Origin of the sequence: Methylomonas sp., assembly GCF_023228165.1 — a bacterium.
GTDB lineage: Bacteria > Pseudomonadota > Gammaproteobacteria > Methylococcales > Methylomonadaceae > Methylomonas.
Window position 1 is genome coordinate 1 of the sequence record NZ_JALOBS010000033.1, and the last position, 14212, is coordinate 14212.

The window sequence follows — 14212 nt, forward strand, 5'->3', positions numbered from 1 at the left end:
TATGACATCCATTTTTATCACTCCAGGTTTCTCCGGCAAAAAGCCGGTCATTGAACTACCTGGGGTGGAAACTTTTCAACGCTCTTTTACCCAGGACCCTGGAAAGTTTTGCACGCCGTTTTGCACTTAAACATGCGCGGTGAAAAGCTTGCGAAACAGAATCCGGCCTAGTGGTAAAAACTGTTTTTTGATTTCTTGGCAACTGTTCGAGCAATCTAATTGCAGTTCTTGATAAAGGAACAGTTCTTGATTCGCCGTTTTTTGTATCTGGAAGCCACGCAACACGTTTTTGTAAATTAATGTTGCTCCATTCCAGTTTTAAAATTTCTGTTCTTCTCATGCCGGTTTCAATGGCAAGCTGAACAATAGAAACAACTTCTTTTGTCTCGTTTAAAGAAACAAGCAAACGTTCGAGTTCCGCCGCTGTTAGTCGTCGATCTCTTCCTTTTGCTTTAGCAGGTTTTCTTATTTGCAAAACTGGATTATTGTTTAATGGAAATCCCCAGTCTTTTACAGCAATGTTGAACAAGTGCGAAAGATCAGCAAGTTCTCTTAAAACTGTTGCACTGGCCAAGCCTTCATTTATTCTACTGTCACGATAAGAAGCAATATGTTTGCTTTGAATCGCACCAATGATGTGATGACCAATTTGTTTTTTTATTGCTAGCAGTCGGTAACGTTCTTGTTTTTCGCCTTTTTTGTTTGGCGTAATTTCTAACAAGTAACGGTCGATTAGTTCGCCTAAAGTTGTTCTTTCTGCTTCTGTTCGATCAACAAAAATTCCTCTATCAATTTGGTTTTCGATTGATCTAGCCCATTGTTCAGCTAAATTTTTTGAGGAAAAAGTTTTGCTAGTTGGCGATTCGCCTTTGCGTCTAACTTGAACTTGCCAAGAACCACTTGGTAATTTTCGAATTGTTGCCATAAGTTTTTCCCGTTCACTGTGAATAATTTGTGAACGAAAAGTGCTTATAAACAAAAAAAGCCTACATAGTTACATGTAAGCCCTTGATTTTGATGGTGGGTCGTGTGCGATTCGAACGCACGACCATCGCATTAAAAGTGCAATTGCAATTTCGTAAATTATTGTTTTAATTGGTTTTTAAACTTTGTCTGGTCTGTCTACGCGACACGACAAATCACAACTGAGCATAACTAAGTCGCGTAAATCTCGCGTAAGGTTTTTTGCGTAATCGAAGAAGTTACATTACGGAAATGCATTGTCTGAATTACAATTCATTTTCGATCAACATAGATTTTGGCGTCAAATTTACGCTTAAGGAAAACACTATGCAAATAGCTATCGATCTCCCCAACGATTTTGTCAGTTTTCAATCGGTCACCGACATCGAGAAAGACATGCGGTTGAGCTATTCATTGTGGCTATTTAAAAATGCCAAGGTTACCATCACCAAGGCAGCCGAACTGGCTTGTCTGGACATTTACGACTTCATGGCAGCCTGTAAACAAAATCAAGTCCCTGTCATCGACATTAGTCCCCAAGAATTGTTGGACGAACTCGCGGGGATGCAGTCGGTATGATTTTGGTTGCGGATTGTTCCGCATTGGTAGCGTTGTCGATCTGCGATAGCTTGCATTTATTGGAGGCATTGTTCACACGTGTGGCCGTACCGGAATCGGTCTATTTAGAAGCAACCAAGCCCGATAAACACCAGGCACAAGCCCTCAAGCACTTTTTGCAAGGCAAGGTTCATCAAGTTGATTTACGCAACTACGTGTTTTTGGATGCCTTTGCCGACGCTGGAGAAACCGAGGCGATGGTGCTTTACAAACAGCTATCGGCGGACAAATTACTGATCGATGACCGACGGGGCCGCAAAGTGGCAAAGATCAATCAAATCGACACTATTGGTTCGCTGGGTATCTTGCTTGCTGCCAAGGCCAAAGGCCTGGTGACGGAAGTGAAACCCTTACTCAGCCAAATTGAGCAATCGGATATTTATTTGAACTCTAGCTTGATTGCCACCGTGCTCGAATTGGCGGGTGAAAGCTAATAAGCGGTTCAGCTTCGAATGAGTTTTGTTGACTTCGCCAAATACGATGCAGCCGCTCTTGCTATTGAACTGGTTGAAAAACTCATTCAAAATCAAGCTGCTAATCAACACATGATGAGGAGCGAATGACTATGAGCGTGCACACACTTACCCAATTTTTGCTTTACAGTATGTTACTAAATTATGGGCTGGTTACGCTCTGGTTTTTGGCGTTTCACTTTGCACGGGGCCGGATCTATGCGTTGCACAGCCGTTGGTTTTCGATCAAGAGAGAACAGTTTGATGGCATTCACTATTTAGGGATGGCTATTTACAAGATTGGTATCATGTTATTTAACTTGGTACCGTATATCGCGCTACGTCTTGTAAGCTAGTGCCGCTTATATATTAAGATCATCAAATGTTTCGTTACGTAACTCAAACTCGGTTCGCAAATCGATATATCCCTGCAACGCTTGATATGGTGCATATCCGATGAACGCGGCTTATATATTGATTATTCCGATGATGTTGGTATTAGTTGAAACCGTCTGGGCAGAGCCCGTCAAATGCGTTATTGATGGCAAAACAATGTATACCGATGATGCTAGTCGTTGTGCAAAGGCCAGTGCTAAACCTATTTCGAACAATGTGTCTGTCTTTCCAAAGGTGCAACCTACGACTGGGAATCCCGGCGTAGTAACGCCATTAGAATCGCCGGCAAAGTCTATGTCGGATTCAATCTTGGGGCGTTTTGGCGTGTCTCAGGAGGAGATTGCGAACGGCTGGAAAACCATCACGGATGCCAAGAAAAGAGGCTCATGGAAAGCGCCGGACATGCCTGACGACGCCCAATAGCTAAATCAGGCAGTGCGCGGTTTGTTGGGCTTGCTGCTATTTTTGCCGCATTTATGAATATGAGCTCTAAAAATCGCTTCTATAAACGTCACATTCAAGATTGCTTGCCCTGTTGAGGTAATGTGTTAATGAATAGCCCTTAATAGCGGCTATTACCAAACCAAGCGCCGGCTGCCGCACCGATGCCGGCAGCCAACGGGTCACCGCGGCCCATTTCATAACCCACAGCACTACCCACCATACCGCCCAACAAACCTTGTGGTGACCTCTGATCGTAGCCGTAATAGCTGACAGGAGGCGGTGGCGCATAATAGCGTGGTTGCACCGGCACGTATTCCACCACCGGTTGCGGCACATACTGTACTACGGGTGGCATATAGACGATTTCTTCCCGATAATAAGGATTGCCATAACCGTGATGATGACCGTGCCGATGGTGATGTCCACCCCAATCATCCCGGTCTGCCAAGGCTGTTGATGATAACAACACGCCAGCAATTAAAATGAATGACTTTCTGAACATGGGAAACTCCTTTTTGGAAATTGATTCAGTTGGCAAAAATTATGCTGCTGGTAGCTTAAACAGTGCTTAATTAAAGTGATCTTTGGTGGCGGTTGCTACCCAAGCGGATTTGCAGACATGGTGCAATAGTATTCAAGCTTAGCGATGATGGTCGTAAAGAATGCTGCGTTGACACTGAAGATGGAAATAATGAACCTGCATGAATTAAAAATTCTAATGCTTGCGCTGCTTATCGGCGTTTATCAAGGTTGTTTAGCCAACACATACAGCGTTGCTGTTGATATTGGGCATTCCAAACAAAATCCTGGCGCGACGAGTGCCCGTGGCAAGCCCGAATTTGACTTCAATCGTGATCTAGCATCAATCCTCCAACAGGTTTTATCGGCCGATAACATCATGTCGTTTTCTATTGGTGAACATGGGGATATAGTCGATGCGAAACAAAGATCGGCCATCGCAAATGCCCAGAATGCGCGATTTTTTGTCTCGATTCATCATGATTCCGCGCAACTGAAGTATTTTAAAATCTGGCGATGGCAAGACATTGATAGACCTTACTGCGATCAGTTTTCTGGTTTTTCTTTGTTTGTATCGCGAAAAAATCCACAGCTCCAAAAAAGCTTGCACTGCGCTCGCATGATAGGCCAAGCTCTCAGACAAAAAGGCTTTACGCCCACCCATCACCATGCCGAACCGATTGCCGGCGAAAACCGCACATGGGCGGATCAGCAAAACGGGGTCTATTACTATGACAATTTAGCGGTCTTAAAAACCACAAATATGCCAGCTGTCTTAATTGAAGCAGGTGTTATCGTTAATCGAAACGACGAGAAAATGTTGGAACAGTTCTCGACACGACACCGTATCGCGTCAGCCATTATTCAAGGCATTAGAGATTGCAAGGTACTTGACTAAGGATCTGCTCTGCTCGTATGGTTGCCATCGGCAACTTGGCGAAACAGCTAAAATTATCCCATCCCAAGTTAGCAACTCTAAGAGGCTACGCCGAAACCACTAACACGGGTGGTTAGTCTCCCATCCTTTCATTCAACTTGTGTCCGGAGTGTTGGCGCCGAATGAAAACTGACCAGCTGTACCGATCGAAAATTGACCAGGGGAAATAGTGTTTCAGCGTACACCACCGCATCGGATTAGTCGACCAGACTGCGGTGGTTTTAATGCCTTTTTTACTTTTGAAACTGTTCTAAAGCAGACAACAATTCATCTTAATTCTTGCGCGCCTGTTTCTATCCTTTCAATAATCGGCTGTGCCTGTTTAGTCGATTCTCTGGACTGGATACGCTGCTTGGCAATGGCGCTGCTTTGCTTGAAACGGAAAGAATCATTGCCGGTTTCGATGATATGGCAATGATGCGTTAGCCGATCCAGTAATGCCGTGGTCAACTTGGCACTTGTGCCCTTTGGGTATCGATAAAAACGTTGCTCCATTCCGAGAAGCTCAGATTGGTGGTGATAATGACGCTGGTACGTTCATACAGCTTTGACAGTAAATGGAATAGCAGTGCGCCGCCGGCTTGTGAAAAGGGCAAATAACCTAATTCATCCAGAATCACCAAATCCACCTGCATCAGGGAAAGCGCCAAGCGACCTGGTTTGCCAGCGGCTTTCTCCAGCTCCAAGGCGTTGACCAATTCAAAAGTGGAATAGAATCGCACCCGTTTGCCGTGATGCTGAATGCCGGAAACGCCCAGAGCCGTGGCGAGATGCGTTTTACCCGTGCCGGTGCCGCCGACCAGAACCAGGTTCTGTGCAGCATCGGTAAACGTCAGCGTGGCCAGTTGTTGAATCAGCGACGGATCCACCTTGGATTGTGCGAAGTCAAAGCCGAACAAATCCCGGTGGATGGGGAATTTAGCCGATTTCATCTGGTAACGGATCGTGCGGATACTGCGGTCGGTGGCTTCTGCCTTCAGTAATTGTTGGAGTAAACAGGTCGTGGCATCCTGGAATTCGGCGGTGCCGGATAACTGGGGCGATAGGTGGTTGGATTGAATATCGGCATAACAGTCTGCCATGCCATACAGCTTGAGAGCCTTGAGTTGCGCAATAATGTCAGTCATAGGACCGCCTCTTGTGCGTGCTGCGGCTCTGTCTCTTGCGGATGCAGGTCGTCATAGCGGGCCGTATTGGCGAGCGGCTCTATGCTGAGCGTTAGCGCGGTTGCCACAGGTTCCGGGGCGGCTAAGTCGTTTAGTCGAGAGAGCACATTGAGCACCTGTTCGAGACTGGTAACGCCCGAATCCAAGACCTGTTTGACCGCCGCCAGTACGATTTCTAAACCATGGCCTGGCACAGCAGCCAACACTTTTGCCATGATCCGATCACCTTGTTGTCGCTCGCGGTGCCGTAACGCGGATTGTAATTGGATCAACAATAACGGCATATCGGCGAAGGGCGCACCGTTGCGCAAGGCGCCCGGCTTTCGCTCAATCAACGGAATATAGTGTTGCCAGTCGTAACTGACCTGATCACGGGACAGCAAGCGTGGATGCCGAGCCACGACAGCCTGCTCGGTACAGATAGCCAGTCGATCGGCATACAGACGCAGGGTAACCTTGCTGTTGGCCAGATGACAGGGCACCGAGTATTGATTACGTTCTACCGTTACCAAGCAGGTACTGGAGACACGCGCTAACAGTGCGACATATCCATCAAAACGGGGTGGGCATTGGCATTAGGTAAACCTGTTCTTGCTCCAGCACTTCAGCCACCGTAATGCCCGGATAATCCGGATGCTCAACGGCTAACCATAACGCACGACAACGCGCATCGAGCCAGAGATTAAGCTCTGCGAACGACGAAAAGCATTGGGTTTTGGCCTCGATCCACACCCGGCGCCTGGCATCCTGCACATTCTTCTCGACAATGCCTTTTTCCCAACCGGATGCCACATTGCAGAAATCAGGCTCGAACAAATAGTGTGCCGTCATCGCAAAAAAGCGGGCATTGACGACACGGCCATTGCGTTTGGTGACCTTGTCGACCGCCGTTTTCATGTTGTCGTATATGCCGCGTTTGGCAATGCCACCCAGCGCCGAGAACGCTTTGCTGTGAGCGTCATAGAGCATCTCTTGGGTTTGGGTGGGGTAAGCCGACAGGAAAAAGGCCCGACTGGCGCACAGTTTGGTATGAGCGACCTGGATTTTGCGATGAATACCACCGATTACCAACCACTCCTCGCTCCAATCAAATTGAAAAGCCTCGCCTAATGCGAACTTGAGCGGCACGTAAGCGGATCGGCTGCATGTGCTGGAATCATCCCGCCAATGACGGACATAATCCGTCAGGATGGAATAACCACCGGTGTAGCCTTCCTGTTTAATCGCTTCAAACAGCATCAATGCGGTGCGTCGATCCCGCTTAGCTCGCCTTGAATCCACTTCCAGCGCCAGTAACAAGGTAGGGATAAATGGCGTTAGTTTGCTGGTTACCTGAGGTCTTTTGGGATACTTGTAGTTATCTGGATTGCCTTCCTTGAGCCAGGCTTTGATGGTATTACGCGACAGACTGGTCCGGCGCTGAATTTCACTGATAGTAAGGTGGTCGCGGTGAAACAACCGACGAACTTTTGCGAACATTGACATGTAATGCACTCGGGTTTTGCTCCTGCCTAAAATCACAGCAGGATACGTGGATTACCTGGTCAATTTTCGATCGGTACAGCCCCCTTAAAATGATCAATTTTCAATCGGCGCCAACATCCGGAGGTTAACGTGACGGGCTATCGAGCAGATTTTTTAGGTAATGGCATTGTATTGCCCATTCCAACCTTCTCTATCGACCTTTCTTCCGAGGTCTACGAAGCGGGGAAAGTGTTTGACTATCCGACGTATTCATTAGTCATGAATGGTAATGCAATCAAACGCTCACCTCTGATCGTTTGTTTGAATATCGATCAGACCAAATTTCAAAGCACCAGTAGAAGCGACCGCTGGCGTATCGATCCTCGTATCGGTGCCGAAAACCAACTGGACGATGCTTACTATGCAAACAATTTTTGGGATCGTGGGCATATGGCTGAAAGAATGTCGGCGGCCTGGGGGGATACCGCCAGAGAGGCGCAGATTGCTGCCGATGAAACCTTCTTTTTCTCCAATAGCTGCCTGCAACATGAAAATCTGAATCAAGACGAATGGTTGGCTTTGGAAGACTGGGTGCATACTCTAAATTTGGATAGTAATAACAAAATCACATCGTTCTCCGGGCCGTTCTACGGCGATTTCGATCGAACTCTACAACCATCCGGCCATTCCATAGCCAAAATTCCCGCCGGTTTTTTCAAAGTTATTTGCTTTGTCAACAAAGACACCGGTCGATTGGACGTGCGATCATTCATCATGTATCAAGACACCGAAACGCTAAACGATAAAAAGGGACGCACCGTTTATAACAACGAACATTATCAAGTGACGATTACCGAGATCGAGCTGCTGACCGGCCTCAGGTTCGACGACAGCATCTATCATGCGAATCCCTTATATTTTTGGCCCGATAGCCCTCAACCTAACGAGAATGTCGTGCATCTTCCGGAGCGTATTGAGGTTTCGGGGCCGGGAGATATTGTTGCCAGCGGTCAAACCAGGCAAACCATTAACGACGATATCGTGGATATTTTCATTGCAGCGGCCATGGTAGACCCCGAAGGTGCGGACAGTCATCGAGAATGGGTCTCTTTGATCAATCTCGGCAGCGATGTTATCGATATTAGCGGTTGGACGCTATCAGATAGCTCAAATAGAACCTTACTGATCGATAACCTATTGGTTGATCCGCAGACTCGAGTCATGAATCCAGGCGAGTCGGTGATGCTCAACGACGTCAGCCCGATACTGCTTTCAAATACAAAAGGTGTCATCACGTTATTCGACGCCAACGGCGCTCGAATTGACAGGGTGATTTATCATCAACATATGGTACGTACTGGAAAACCCGTCGTGTTTTTAACGCCGCGCGATACTTTGAGCTGATTGCGATGCCGGGGAACGAATGTGCGACGACGTCAGTATGCGAGCTATTACCTGAATTCGTCGGAGATTCATGTGGCTGTAATAGCGAATCTTTTTTCGCGCCCACATAACTCAATAGTTACTTACACATGATGCGCGTACTCCGCATACTTGGTCATCCAATCACGTTAGGCGCGGTGGTACTCTTTTTTGCTGTTTGGGCCTGGGATAACCATCTTGAAGAAAACAAATTACTAAATGAGGGCATTGAAACCAACGGGGAGATCATCGATCTGCAAATAGAGGCATCCGCAACCTCAAAAGGCTCGCAGGTTTATCGAAAACAAATCCCAACCATTCGATTCAGTTTACCTGACCAACAAACGATTGAATTTAAAGGTGACAGCCAAAATGCTGAACACTACGAGATAGTGGATCCAGTCACGCTGCGTTATTTGCCCAGCAATCCCCATAGAGCGCGTGCTACAAGTGACTTCGGTCATGATGCCGGTTTGGGCTTTTGGGCATTGTTGTTCGGATTGGGTGCGTTAGTCTCGACTATTATTCGTTGGCTTCAAAGCCGTCGTTTTGTCGCTTGGCGGTCCAGGCAACAGGCCGGACAAGGCCATTTAACAACGATACTACGCGGGTGGTCCTCCACTAAGGTTAGCCGTAAAGTCGCATTATTTGCGGCTTTCGTCGTTTTTTTGATCGGCGTGGGATTATTGCTAGCGACTCTACAAGTACGCGACCAGAATGAGCAGTTTAAGGCCGAGGGCTTGAGCGCGAAGGGTGTGGTAATTTCAGTCAGTGAGGAAACACGACGAGAAGAAGATACGGTCAGTCATGATATTCAATTCATTACCTACTACGCGCCGATTATTGGATTTATTGCAAATGACGTTTATGTTGTCTTTATCAGCGATTACCGCCGAGCCATGCCCACACTGGGTGACTCGATCTCAGTGCGTTATTTAGCAAACGTTAAGTCGGCTGCGATCCAACTTAACGGCAAGGTAATTGCCCCAACCTCAGATGCAAACAATGTCGTCGAATTAGCAAGGAGGCGTATCAGTATTAAGCCTGCCGATACGGCTCGCATTGAATTTGAAGATTTTGCCGGTTTTTCGCTTGGATTGACTAGCGATGATGTTGTGCCAGTCTATTATCTTCCTGATAGTCAACAGAGTGTACTGGTGCAGAGCGATATCGACTTTCCGCGCGCAACGGTGCTTGGTATTTTGGGATTTTTGCATCTCGCATTGGCGGGTGTTCTTGTGCTGTTTGTGTTGCGACAGCAGCAAAAACAAAGACAAGGGATGGCAAAGATTAAAGCCGACTATTTGAAACGCCATGCTCTGTCTGATACCTCAGAGGAAGAGTGAAGAGGTTAATATCGTTTCCCGTCACCTGCGTATTGACCTAATTTCCGACTATCGGGTTTTCGGGTGCAAAAAAAGCCCCTGGTAAACATACTACCAGGAGCTATCGAATGCTCGGCCCAGGAGGGGAGCCGAAAATACAACGAGGAGGTTACACAAAACCTTAAAAACGAACGGCTTTAGCGACGCGCAAATTACTGGTTAGTGATGCGGTTCCAAACAGCATGGTCGATAGGACAAACTCTCCCGAGACAACGCTAAGAATGCCAGCTAAGAAAAACAGGCTAGCTGTGATGTTTTGATACATTACACGTGTCTTGTTCATCCGCGTTACCTGCACTAGTTCGTTATGAATGATCTTGGCTTCACTATATCGCGAATTAATAAGTTTACAATATGCTACCCATTGGATTAATTAATTCATAAATAGAAACAATGATTGAAGCAAATTTTGAAGGCGTTGGAGTATTTTTCCTTGCAACAGGATCAGACTGGAGGTTTATTTTGCGAGGTAATGGATCATTTTCAGCAGCAGGCCTGCCTGCCGGTCAAACGGATGAGCGAGTAGCCCTAGATTCGAGGTCTTATGCGGAATAGTTTCCGACTTCAAAGCGTACAAACGCCCATCATTCCAGTGATCGCCAACTGGACTCGACAAACGCCGGGCACACTGTCGCTGGGTCAAGGCATGGTGAGTTATCCTCCGCCGAATTCTGTTATGCAGGCTATCACAAAGTTTGGCACGCAGTTCGGAGATCACTTGTACGGATCACCTCTAGGTCATCCCGCGCTGTTAGGGCTCATCAGAACCAAATTGTGGGAAGAAAATCACATCGGTTGCGACCGGGGTTACCAAGTCATGGTGACAGCGGGTTCAAACATGGCATTCTTGAATGTCATCATGGCGATTACCGATCCAGGCGATGAAATCATCTTGCCGATGCCGTACTACTTCAATCAAGAAATGGCAATCCAAATGCAGGGGTGCATCCCGGTGCCGGTTTCTACCCGCGAGGACTATCAACTCGACCTTGCAGCAATACAAGCGGCTATTACGAAAAAAACGCGTGCTATCGTAACCGTTTCTCCGAATAACCCTTCTGGGGCAGTCTATCCGGAAACAGATTTGCGAGAGGTCAACATACTGTGCCAAAAACATGGTATCTACCATATCAGCGATGAGGCCTACGAATATTTCACCTACGATGGCGCAACGCATTTTTCCCCGGCCAGTTTAAGTTCGGCCAGCGAACATACGATTAGTCTTTACTCGTTGTCGAAAGCCTATGGTTTTGCCAGTTGGCGGGTGGGCTATGCCGTTTTTCCGGAAGCATTACTACCAGCGATGCTAAAAATTCAAGATACCAATTTGATCTGTCCACCGGCCATCACACAAGTAGCGGCGATGGGCGCACTTGAAACCGGTGCCGATTATTGCCGGCGGCAATTGCAGGAACTTGCGCTGATTAGACTGCAGGTAATAAAACAATTACAGGAAATTGCAGAGATTTGCCAAGTTCAAGTGACGACAGGCGCATTCTATTTGCTGCTCAAAATCCAAACATCATTAGGCGATCTTGAATTGGCAGAATGTCTAATTAAGCAATTCAAAGTAGCTGCCATTCCGGGCTGTGCTTTTGGTATGCAGGACGGTTGCTATCTGCGAATATCTTACGGGATGTTGAATCGAGAACAAGCGTTCGATGCAATCCAACGGTTAATTGCGGGATTAACGGAGCTGAGCTCCTGATATACACAGAATTTAGAAGTACGGAATCGTTAACTATTTTGAGCTTCGATTTTTCGGGGAGAATGTATTAATTGCTTGGAATTTAAACATGAAAATGGCCAAACCATCCCGCTTTCTAGCGCAGAAAGGGAATTGAGTTGGCCTGTGTTTAAAGATCTACTTTACGCTTATTTATGATTTTTCAAAAATTGTGGATGATTATTAATCACCTCCATAATTGCGGCCGCGCTTGGAACTGGGTTATTATCCTTTTTACGGGCCAACTCGACTGTCTTGTCAATATATTTAATTGAAACTCGAGTCAACGCTTTAAATGACATAAAGGTGTTTTGAGTAACTGAAAACCCCAATTTGGCAGCCACAATTGAAACTTTATGGCATGCCAAAAATAAAGGTTTATTCCAAGGTTTGTCGCTCAAATGTGCATTGAAAAAATCCAATCCACTTTTATATCCTAAACGTTGATATCCTTTTGTCGTTGACATCAAATTAGTCAGATTCAATATATCAGATACTGAAGGGTTGTCTTTGTTCAGTTCTGCAATCAATGAATTAGAACTATCGCAAACTACATTCCAACTGACTGTCGGATTGCATTCATTCAAATCAATGCTGATGTTAATATTTCTATTAAACGGTTTAGCCATCGTTTTTACCTCAAATGTTTTAAGTTAAAAGGGAGTGCGCGCAATTGAATAAAAAATCTGCTTGCACGAATTACCTTTACAAGAAAGCATTAAATACAGCTTGTTTTAGAAAAAATTGGACTACCGGTACCGAAACTCACCGGTGCCTTTTTTATCAAGCTGCAAGTAGACGTAAAATATGGTTACCGGTAAGTTGTTAAGCAACTGAGTAAGTACCGGTAGTCGTTTGGTAAAGAAGCTACCGGTAGCTTTTTGGATGGGCTTTAGGGCCAAAAAAATTCAGTTTAGAAAAACTGTACATGTATGATAATACGCTCACCAACTGGACATGGGTTTCTCTCAAATTACCTCATCGTTGCCTTCTATAGTGGTCTTTAACGCAACAAACAAGGGTTTTGTTCTGTTTTTTCGTTTTTGTAAATGTAAAGTTGTGTCATTAGCTTGTTGATATCAATGTAAATCAAATCTATTGATCATCTTCAGTGTCTTCTTCTTTTGGAAAGATTAATTTTGTTAGGTTCCTTTTTTCTAAATCATTCGTGATTGCCCGGGATAGTTGCGGTTTTTTAAATACAGGAATTGGATCTCCAGATGACTTATTGCTATCAAATTCTATTTTAAGTTTTTTTGTGATCGTTAAGTAGCTAGGAATCTTTTTGCTTATAGTTGATAATATTTCGTCATTAGAAATATTGTTTATTTTCATGGCTCTTATTCTGTTTTTGAATATGTATGCTTGTTGTTGTTTATTGTCTAGTCCTGGTTCTGTATTTTCATTTTTATTGAAAAAATACTTTGAGCACATCTCAACGATACTTTGAGTAATTACACCTGTTATGCCTCTGGTTGTATTTGGGTGCTCGCGCTTATTGACATTGGTATCTATTTCATATCCAGATTTTTCTACCAATTTTAATAAAAATAGATATGTTTTGAAATCTAGGTCAACTTCAACTCTAACTAAACCTTCCTTTTCATATCTTGTCTTTGACCTGGTTTTTTTGGGTTTGATGTTGTCTTCTTGATTCGCCATGGACGCTACCTAATTAATAAATTATAAATAATAATCTTGAGTATTCGTGTTGTGGTGGCTGGAGGAGTATGAATTAAGCATCAATTCTGCAAGCGATTCAGAATTATTGGTAAATATGGCAGTACTTTATTTATCCAATATACTTATTTAAATAATATTTGACAAAACTCAAAGTTATTGCAAAATAATAATCACTGCGTGTGTTTTTCTGGTTATTAGAAAATAGCATTATAGCGCAACAATTCACTTGAGTCGTCAAAAGGCTCACTATAATTTAAATTCAATATTTTAATTAAGTCGGCAATTATTAATTTATTTGCCGTGCTTTGCTGTGTGAGAAATTTATGTCAATACAAATCCAAACTACAGGTTATCCGTTTTCTATCAGCAAGAAACTAGTGACTATTTTACAAAGTAAACTCGATAAATCAGATTTAGATATTTCGTCGGGTGCCACCCTCAATTTCCGTGATCCTGATTATAGTGCGGAAAGTGGCGGCTACCACCCTGTGGAAATCGCTGTCGATGCAGAGGGTCGTATCTTGTACATCACCGACTTTGCTTATTACGGGTCAGGATCATTTGCCGAGCTGGACCGTGAAATTGATTTTGATTTCGAACGTGGCGTCTTTCAACATATGGGCCGTGAGTTCCCGATTGAACGGGGTGCTTCATTGTTCCGAATTTGGCAAGCCAACTTCTGCTCATATGTCGAACGTCAGATCTTTGAAGTGTCTACGTCTAGCCGCTGATTTTTGTTTGTAGTGAGGTTTTTTCGGGACTTAGCCTAGTACCGTGTCGAGGGCGTATCGATACGTGACTTTGCCGTCATCCTTGAGCAGATTATCAGCGTGTCTTACCCATTCGTGCAGGCAAATCCGTTTCATCAAAAATCTACAGTAAGCCAAAATTTGTTGCTGCAAACCTTACCGGATTTCTTAGTCGAAGAATGGACCATCACTTTTTGCTGAAAAGCAGCTGTTCTTTGTTGCACGAGCACGATTTCAACCGGCATTGGTTATTACCTACCCACACCTACCTGCTTAAGTACAGAACCT

The 14212-nt window shown here is 45.0% G+C and carries 15 protein-coding genes and 2 pseudogenes; 10 read left to right on the top strand and 7 right to left on the bottom strand.

Annotation, left to right across the window (positions count from 1 at the left end; genetic code table 11):
* Nucleotides 1-55 precede the first annotated feature (55 nt).
* The gene (locus tag M0R33_RS19595; RefSeq protein WP_292573400.1) at nucleotides 56-925 is read right to left on the bottom strand and encodes an integrase; all 870 of its coding nucleotides are present in this window, start codon (nucleotides 923-925) and stop codon (nucleotides 56-58) included.
* 365 nt (nucleotides 926-1290) lie between these two features.
* On the opposite strand from M0R33_RS19595, the gene M0R33_RS19600 reads away from it, so the two are divergent.
* The 4 genes from M0R33_RS19600 to M0R33_RS19610 all read left to right on the top strand — a co-directional run bounded on the left by M0R33_RS19600 (nucleotide 1291) and on the right by M0R33_RS19610 (nucleotide 2852).
* Complete coding sequence (locus M0R33_RS19600) at nucleotides 1291-1542, top strand: UPF0175 family protein (protein ID WP_292573402.1); 252 nt, start codon at nucleotides 1291-1293, stop codon at nucleotides 1540-1542.
* A complete protein-coding gene (locus M0R33_RS19605) occupies nucleotides 1539-2015 on the top strand; it encodes a DUF3368 domain-containing protein (protein WP_292573405.1) in 477 nt (158 codons plus the stop codon). Before M0R33_RS19600 ends, M0R33_RS19605 begins: the two co-directional genes overlap by 4 nt.
* Before the next feature lie 131 nt (nucleotides 2016-2146).
* Nucleotides 2147-2389 carry a DUF6868 family protein gene (locus M0R33_RS24475; protein WP_366044328.1) on the top strand — a complete coding sequence of 81 codons (243 nt, stop codon included), beginning with the start codon at nucleotides 2147-2149 and terminating at the stop codon, nucleotides 2387-2389.
* 100 nt (nucleotides 2390-2489) lie between these two features.
* Nucleotides 2490-2852 carry a hypothetical protein gene (locus tag M0R33_RS19610; RefSeq protein ID WP_292573408.1) on the top strand — a complete coding sequence of 121 codons (363 nt, stop codon included), beginning with the start codon at nucleotides 2490-2492 and terminating at the stop codon, nucleotides 2850-2852.
* A gap of 139 nt (nucleotides 2853-2991) precedes the next feature.
* Here the strand turns inward: M0R33_RS19610 and M0R33_RS19615 are convergent, their stop codons facing one another.
* Complete coding sequence (locus M0R33_RS19615; protein ID WP_292573410.1) at nucleotides 2992-3375, bottom strand: hypothetical protein; 384 nt, start codon at nucleotides 3373-3375, stop codon at nucleotides 2992-2994.
* Nucleotides 3376-3564: 189 nt separating this feature from the next.
* On the opposite strand from M0R33_RS19615, the gene M0R33_RS19620 reads away from it, so the two are divergent.
* Entirely contained in the window at nucleotides 3565-4290 is a 726-nt protein-coding gene (locus M0R33_RS19620) for an N-acetylmuramoyl-L-alanine amidase (protein WP_292573413.1), read from the top strand.
* A 306-nt stretch (nucleotides 4291-4596) separates the two neighbouring features.
* Here the strand turns inward: M0R33_RS19620 and istB are convergent.
* Both istB and istA read right to left on the bottom strand, forming a co-directional pair.
* Nucleotides 4597-5456 (bottom strand): annotated as a pseudogene (gene istB / locus M0R33_RS19625) (IS21-like element helper ATPase IstB).
* A pseudogene (gene istA, locus M0R33_RS19630) lies at nucleotides 5453-6980 on the bottom strand (IS21 family transposase). Before istA ends, istB begins: the two co-directional pseudogenes overlap by 4 nt.
* Nucleotides 6981-7109: 129 nt before the next feature.
* Here istA and M0R33_RS19635 point away from each other — a divergent pair.
* Nucleotides 7110-8363: a DNA/RNA non-specific endonuclease gene (locus M0R33_RS19635; RefSeq protein WP_292573416.1), complete on the top strand. Its 1254-nt coding sequence runs from the start codon at nucleotides 7110-7112 to the stop codon at nucleotides 8361-8363.
* A 128-nt stretch (nucleotides 8364-8491) separates the two neighbouring features.
* Complete coding sequence (locus tag M0R33_RS19640; RefSeq protein WP_292573418.1) at nucleotides 8492-9727, top strand: DUF3592 domain-containing protein; 1236 nt, start codon at nucleotides 8492-8494, stop codon at nucleotides 9725-9727.
* 160 nt (nucleotides 9728-9887) lie between these two features.
* Here M0R33_RS19640 and M0R33_RS19645 read toward each other — a convergent pair whose 3' ends face one another.
* On the bottom strand, nucleotides 9888-10049 hold the full coding sequence (locus M0R33_RS19645) for a hypothetical protein (protein WP_292573420.1): 162 nt from the start codon (nucleotides 10047-10049) through the stop codon (nucleotides 9888-9890).
* A gap of 114 nt (nucleotides 10050-10163) precedes the next feature.
* Between M0R33_RS19645 and M0R33_RS19650 the strand changes: the two genes are divergently transcribed.
* Together M0R33_RS19650 and M0R33_RS19655 are read left to right on the top strand one after the other, a co-directional pair.
* Nucleotides 10164-10292, top strand: a complete 129-nt coding sequence (locus M0R33_RS19650) for a hypothetical protein (protein ID WP_292573422.1) — start codon at nucleotides 10164-10166, stop codon at nucleotides 10290-10292.
* Between the two features lie 18 nt (nucleotides 10293-10310).
* The gene (locus M0R33_RS19655) at nucleotides 10311-11474 is read left to right on the top strand and encodes a pyridoxal phosphate-dependent aminotransferase (protein ID WP_292573424.1); all 1164 of its coding nucleotides are present in this window, start codon (nucleotides 10311-10313) and stop codon (nucleotides 11472-11474) included.
* Nucleotides 11475-11641: 167 nt separating this feature from the next.
* Here the strand turns inward: M0R33_RS19655 and M0R33_RS19660 are convergent, their stop codons facing one another.
* A complete protein-coding gene (locus M0R33_RS19660) occupies nucleotides 11642-12121 on the bottom strand; it encodes a hypothetical protein (protein WP_292573426.1) in 480 nt (159 codons plus the stop codon).
* 466 nt (nucleotides 12122-12587) lie between these two features.
* Nucleotides 12588-13154 (bottom strand): hypothetical protein, encoded by a 567-nt coding sequence (locus M0R33_RS19665; protein WP_292573428.1) that lies wholly within the window; start codon nucleotides 13152-13154, stop codon nucleotides 12588-12590.
* 344 nt (nucleotides 13155-13498) lie between these two features.
* On the opposite strand from M0R33_RS19665, the gene M0R33_RS19670 reads away from it, so the two are divergent.
* Complete coding sequence (locus M0R33_RS19670; RefSeq protein WP_292573430.1) at nucleotides 13499-13906, top strand: DUF2787 family protein; 408 nt, start codon at nucleotides 13499-13501, stop codon at nucleotides 13904-13906.
* Nucleotides 13907-14212 lie beyond the last annotated feature (306 nt).

Excerpts from the sequence above, each read along its gene's own strand:
- M0R33_RS19595 (WP_292573400.1), bottom strand. The coding sequence starts at position 925 with ATGGCAACAATTCGAAAATTACCAAGTGGTTCTTGGCAAGTTCAAGTT.
- M0R33_RS19600 (WP_292573402.1), top strand. The coding sequence starts at position 1,291 with ATGCAAATAGCTATCGATCTCCCCAACGATTTTGTCAGTTTTCAATCG.
- M0R33_RS19605 (WP_292573405.1), top strand. The coding sequence starts at position 1,539 with ATGATTTTGGTTGCGGATTGTTCCGCATTGGTAGCGTTGTCGATCTGC.
- M0R33_RS24475 (WP_366044328.1), top strand. The coding sequence starts at position 2,147 with ATGAGCGTGCACACACTTACCCAATTTTTGCTTTACAGTATGTTACTA.
- M0R33_RS19610 (WP_292573408.1), top strand. The coding sequence starts at position 2,490 with ATGAACGCGGCTTATATATTGATTATTCCGATGATGTTGGTATTAGTT.
- M0R33_RS19615 (WP_292573410.1), bottom strand. The coding sequence starts at position 3,375 with ATGTTCAGAAAGTCATTCATTTTAATTGCTGGCGTGTTGTTATCATCA.
- M0R33_RS19620 (WP_292573413.1), top strand. The coding sequence starts at position 3,565 with ATGAACCTGCATGAATTAAAAATTCTAATGCTTGCGCTGCTTATCGGC.
- M0R33_RS19640 (WP_292573418.1), top strand. The coding sequence starts at position 8,492 with ATGATGCGCGTACTCCGCATACTTGGTCATCCAATCACGTTAGGCGCG.
- M0R33_RS19645 (WP_292573420.1), bottom strand. The coding sequence starts at position 10,049 with ATGAACAAGACACGTGTAATGTATCAAAACATCACAGCTAGCCTGTTT.
- M0R33_RS19655 (WP_292573424.1), top strand. The coding sequence starts at position 10,311 with ATGCGGAATAGTTTCCGACTTCAAAGCGTACAAACGCCCATCATTCCA.
- M0R33_RS19660 (WP_292573426.1), bottom strand. The coding sequence starts at position 12,121 with ATGGCTAAACCGTTTAATAGAAATATTAACATCAGCATTGATTTGAAT.
- M0R33_RS19665 (WP_292573428.1), bottom strand. The coding sequence starts at position 13,154 with ATGGCGAATCAAGAAGACAACATCAAACCCAAAAAAACCAGGTCAAAG.
- M0R33_RS19670 (WP_292573430.1), top strand. The coding sequence starts at position 13,499 with ATGTCAATACAAATCCAAACTACAGGTTATCCGTTTTCTATCAGCAAG.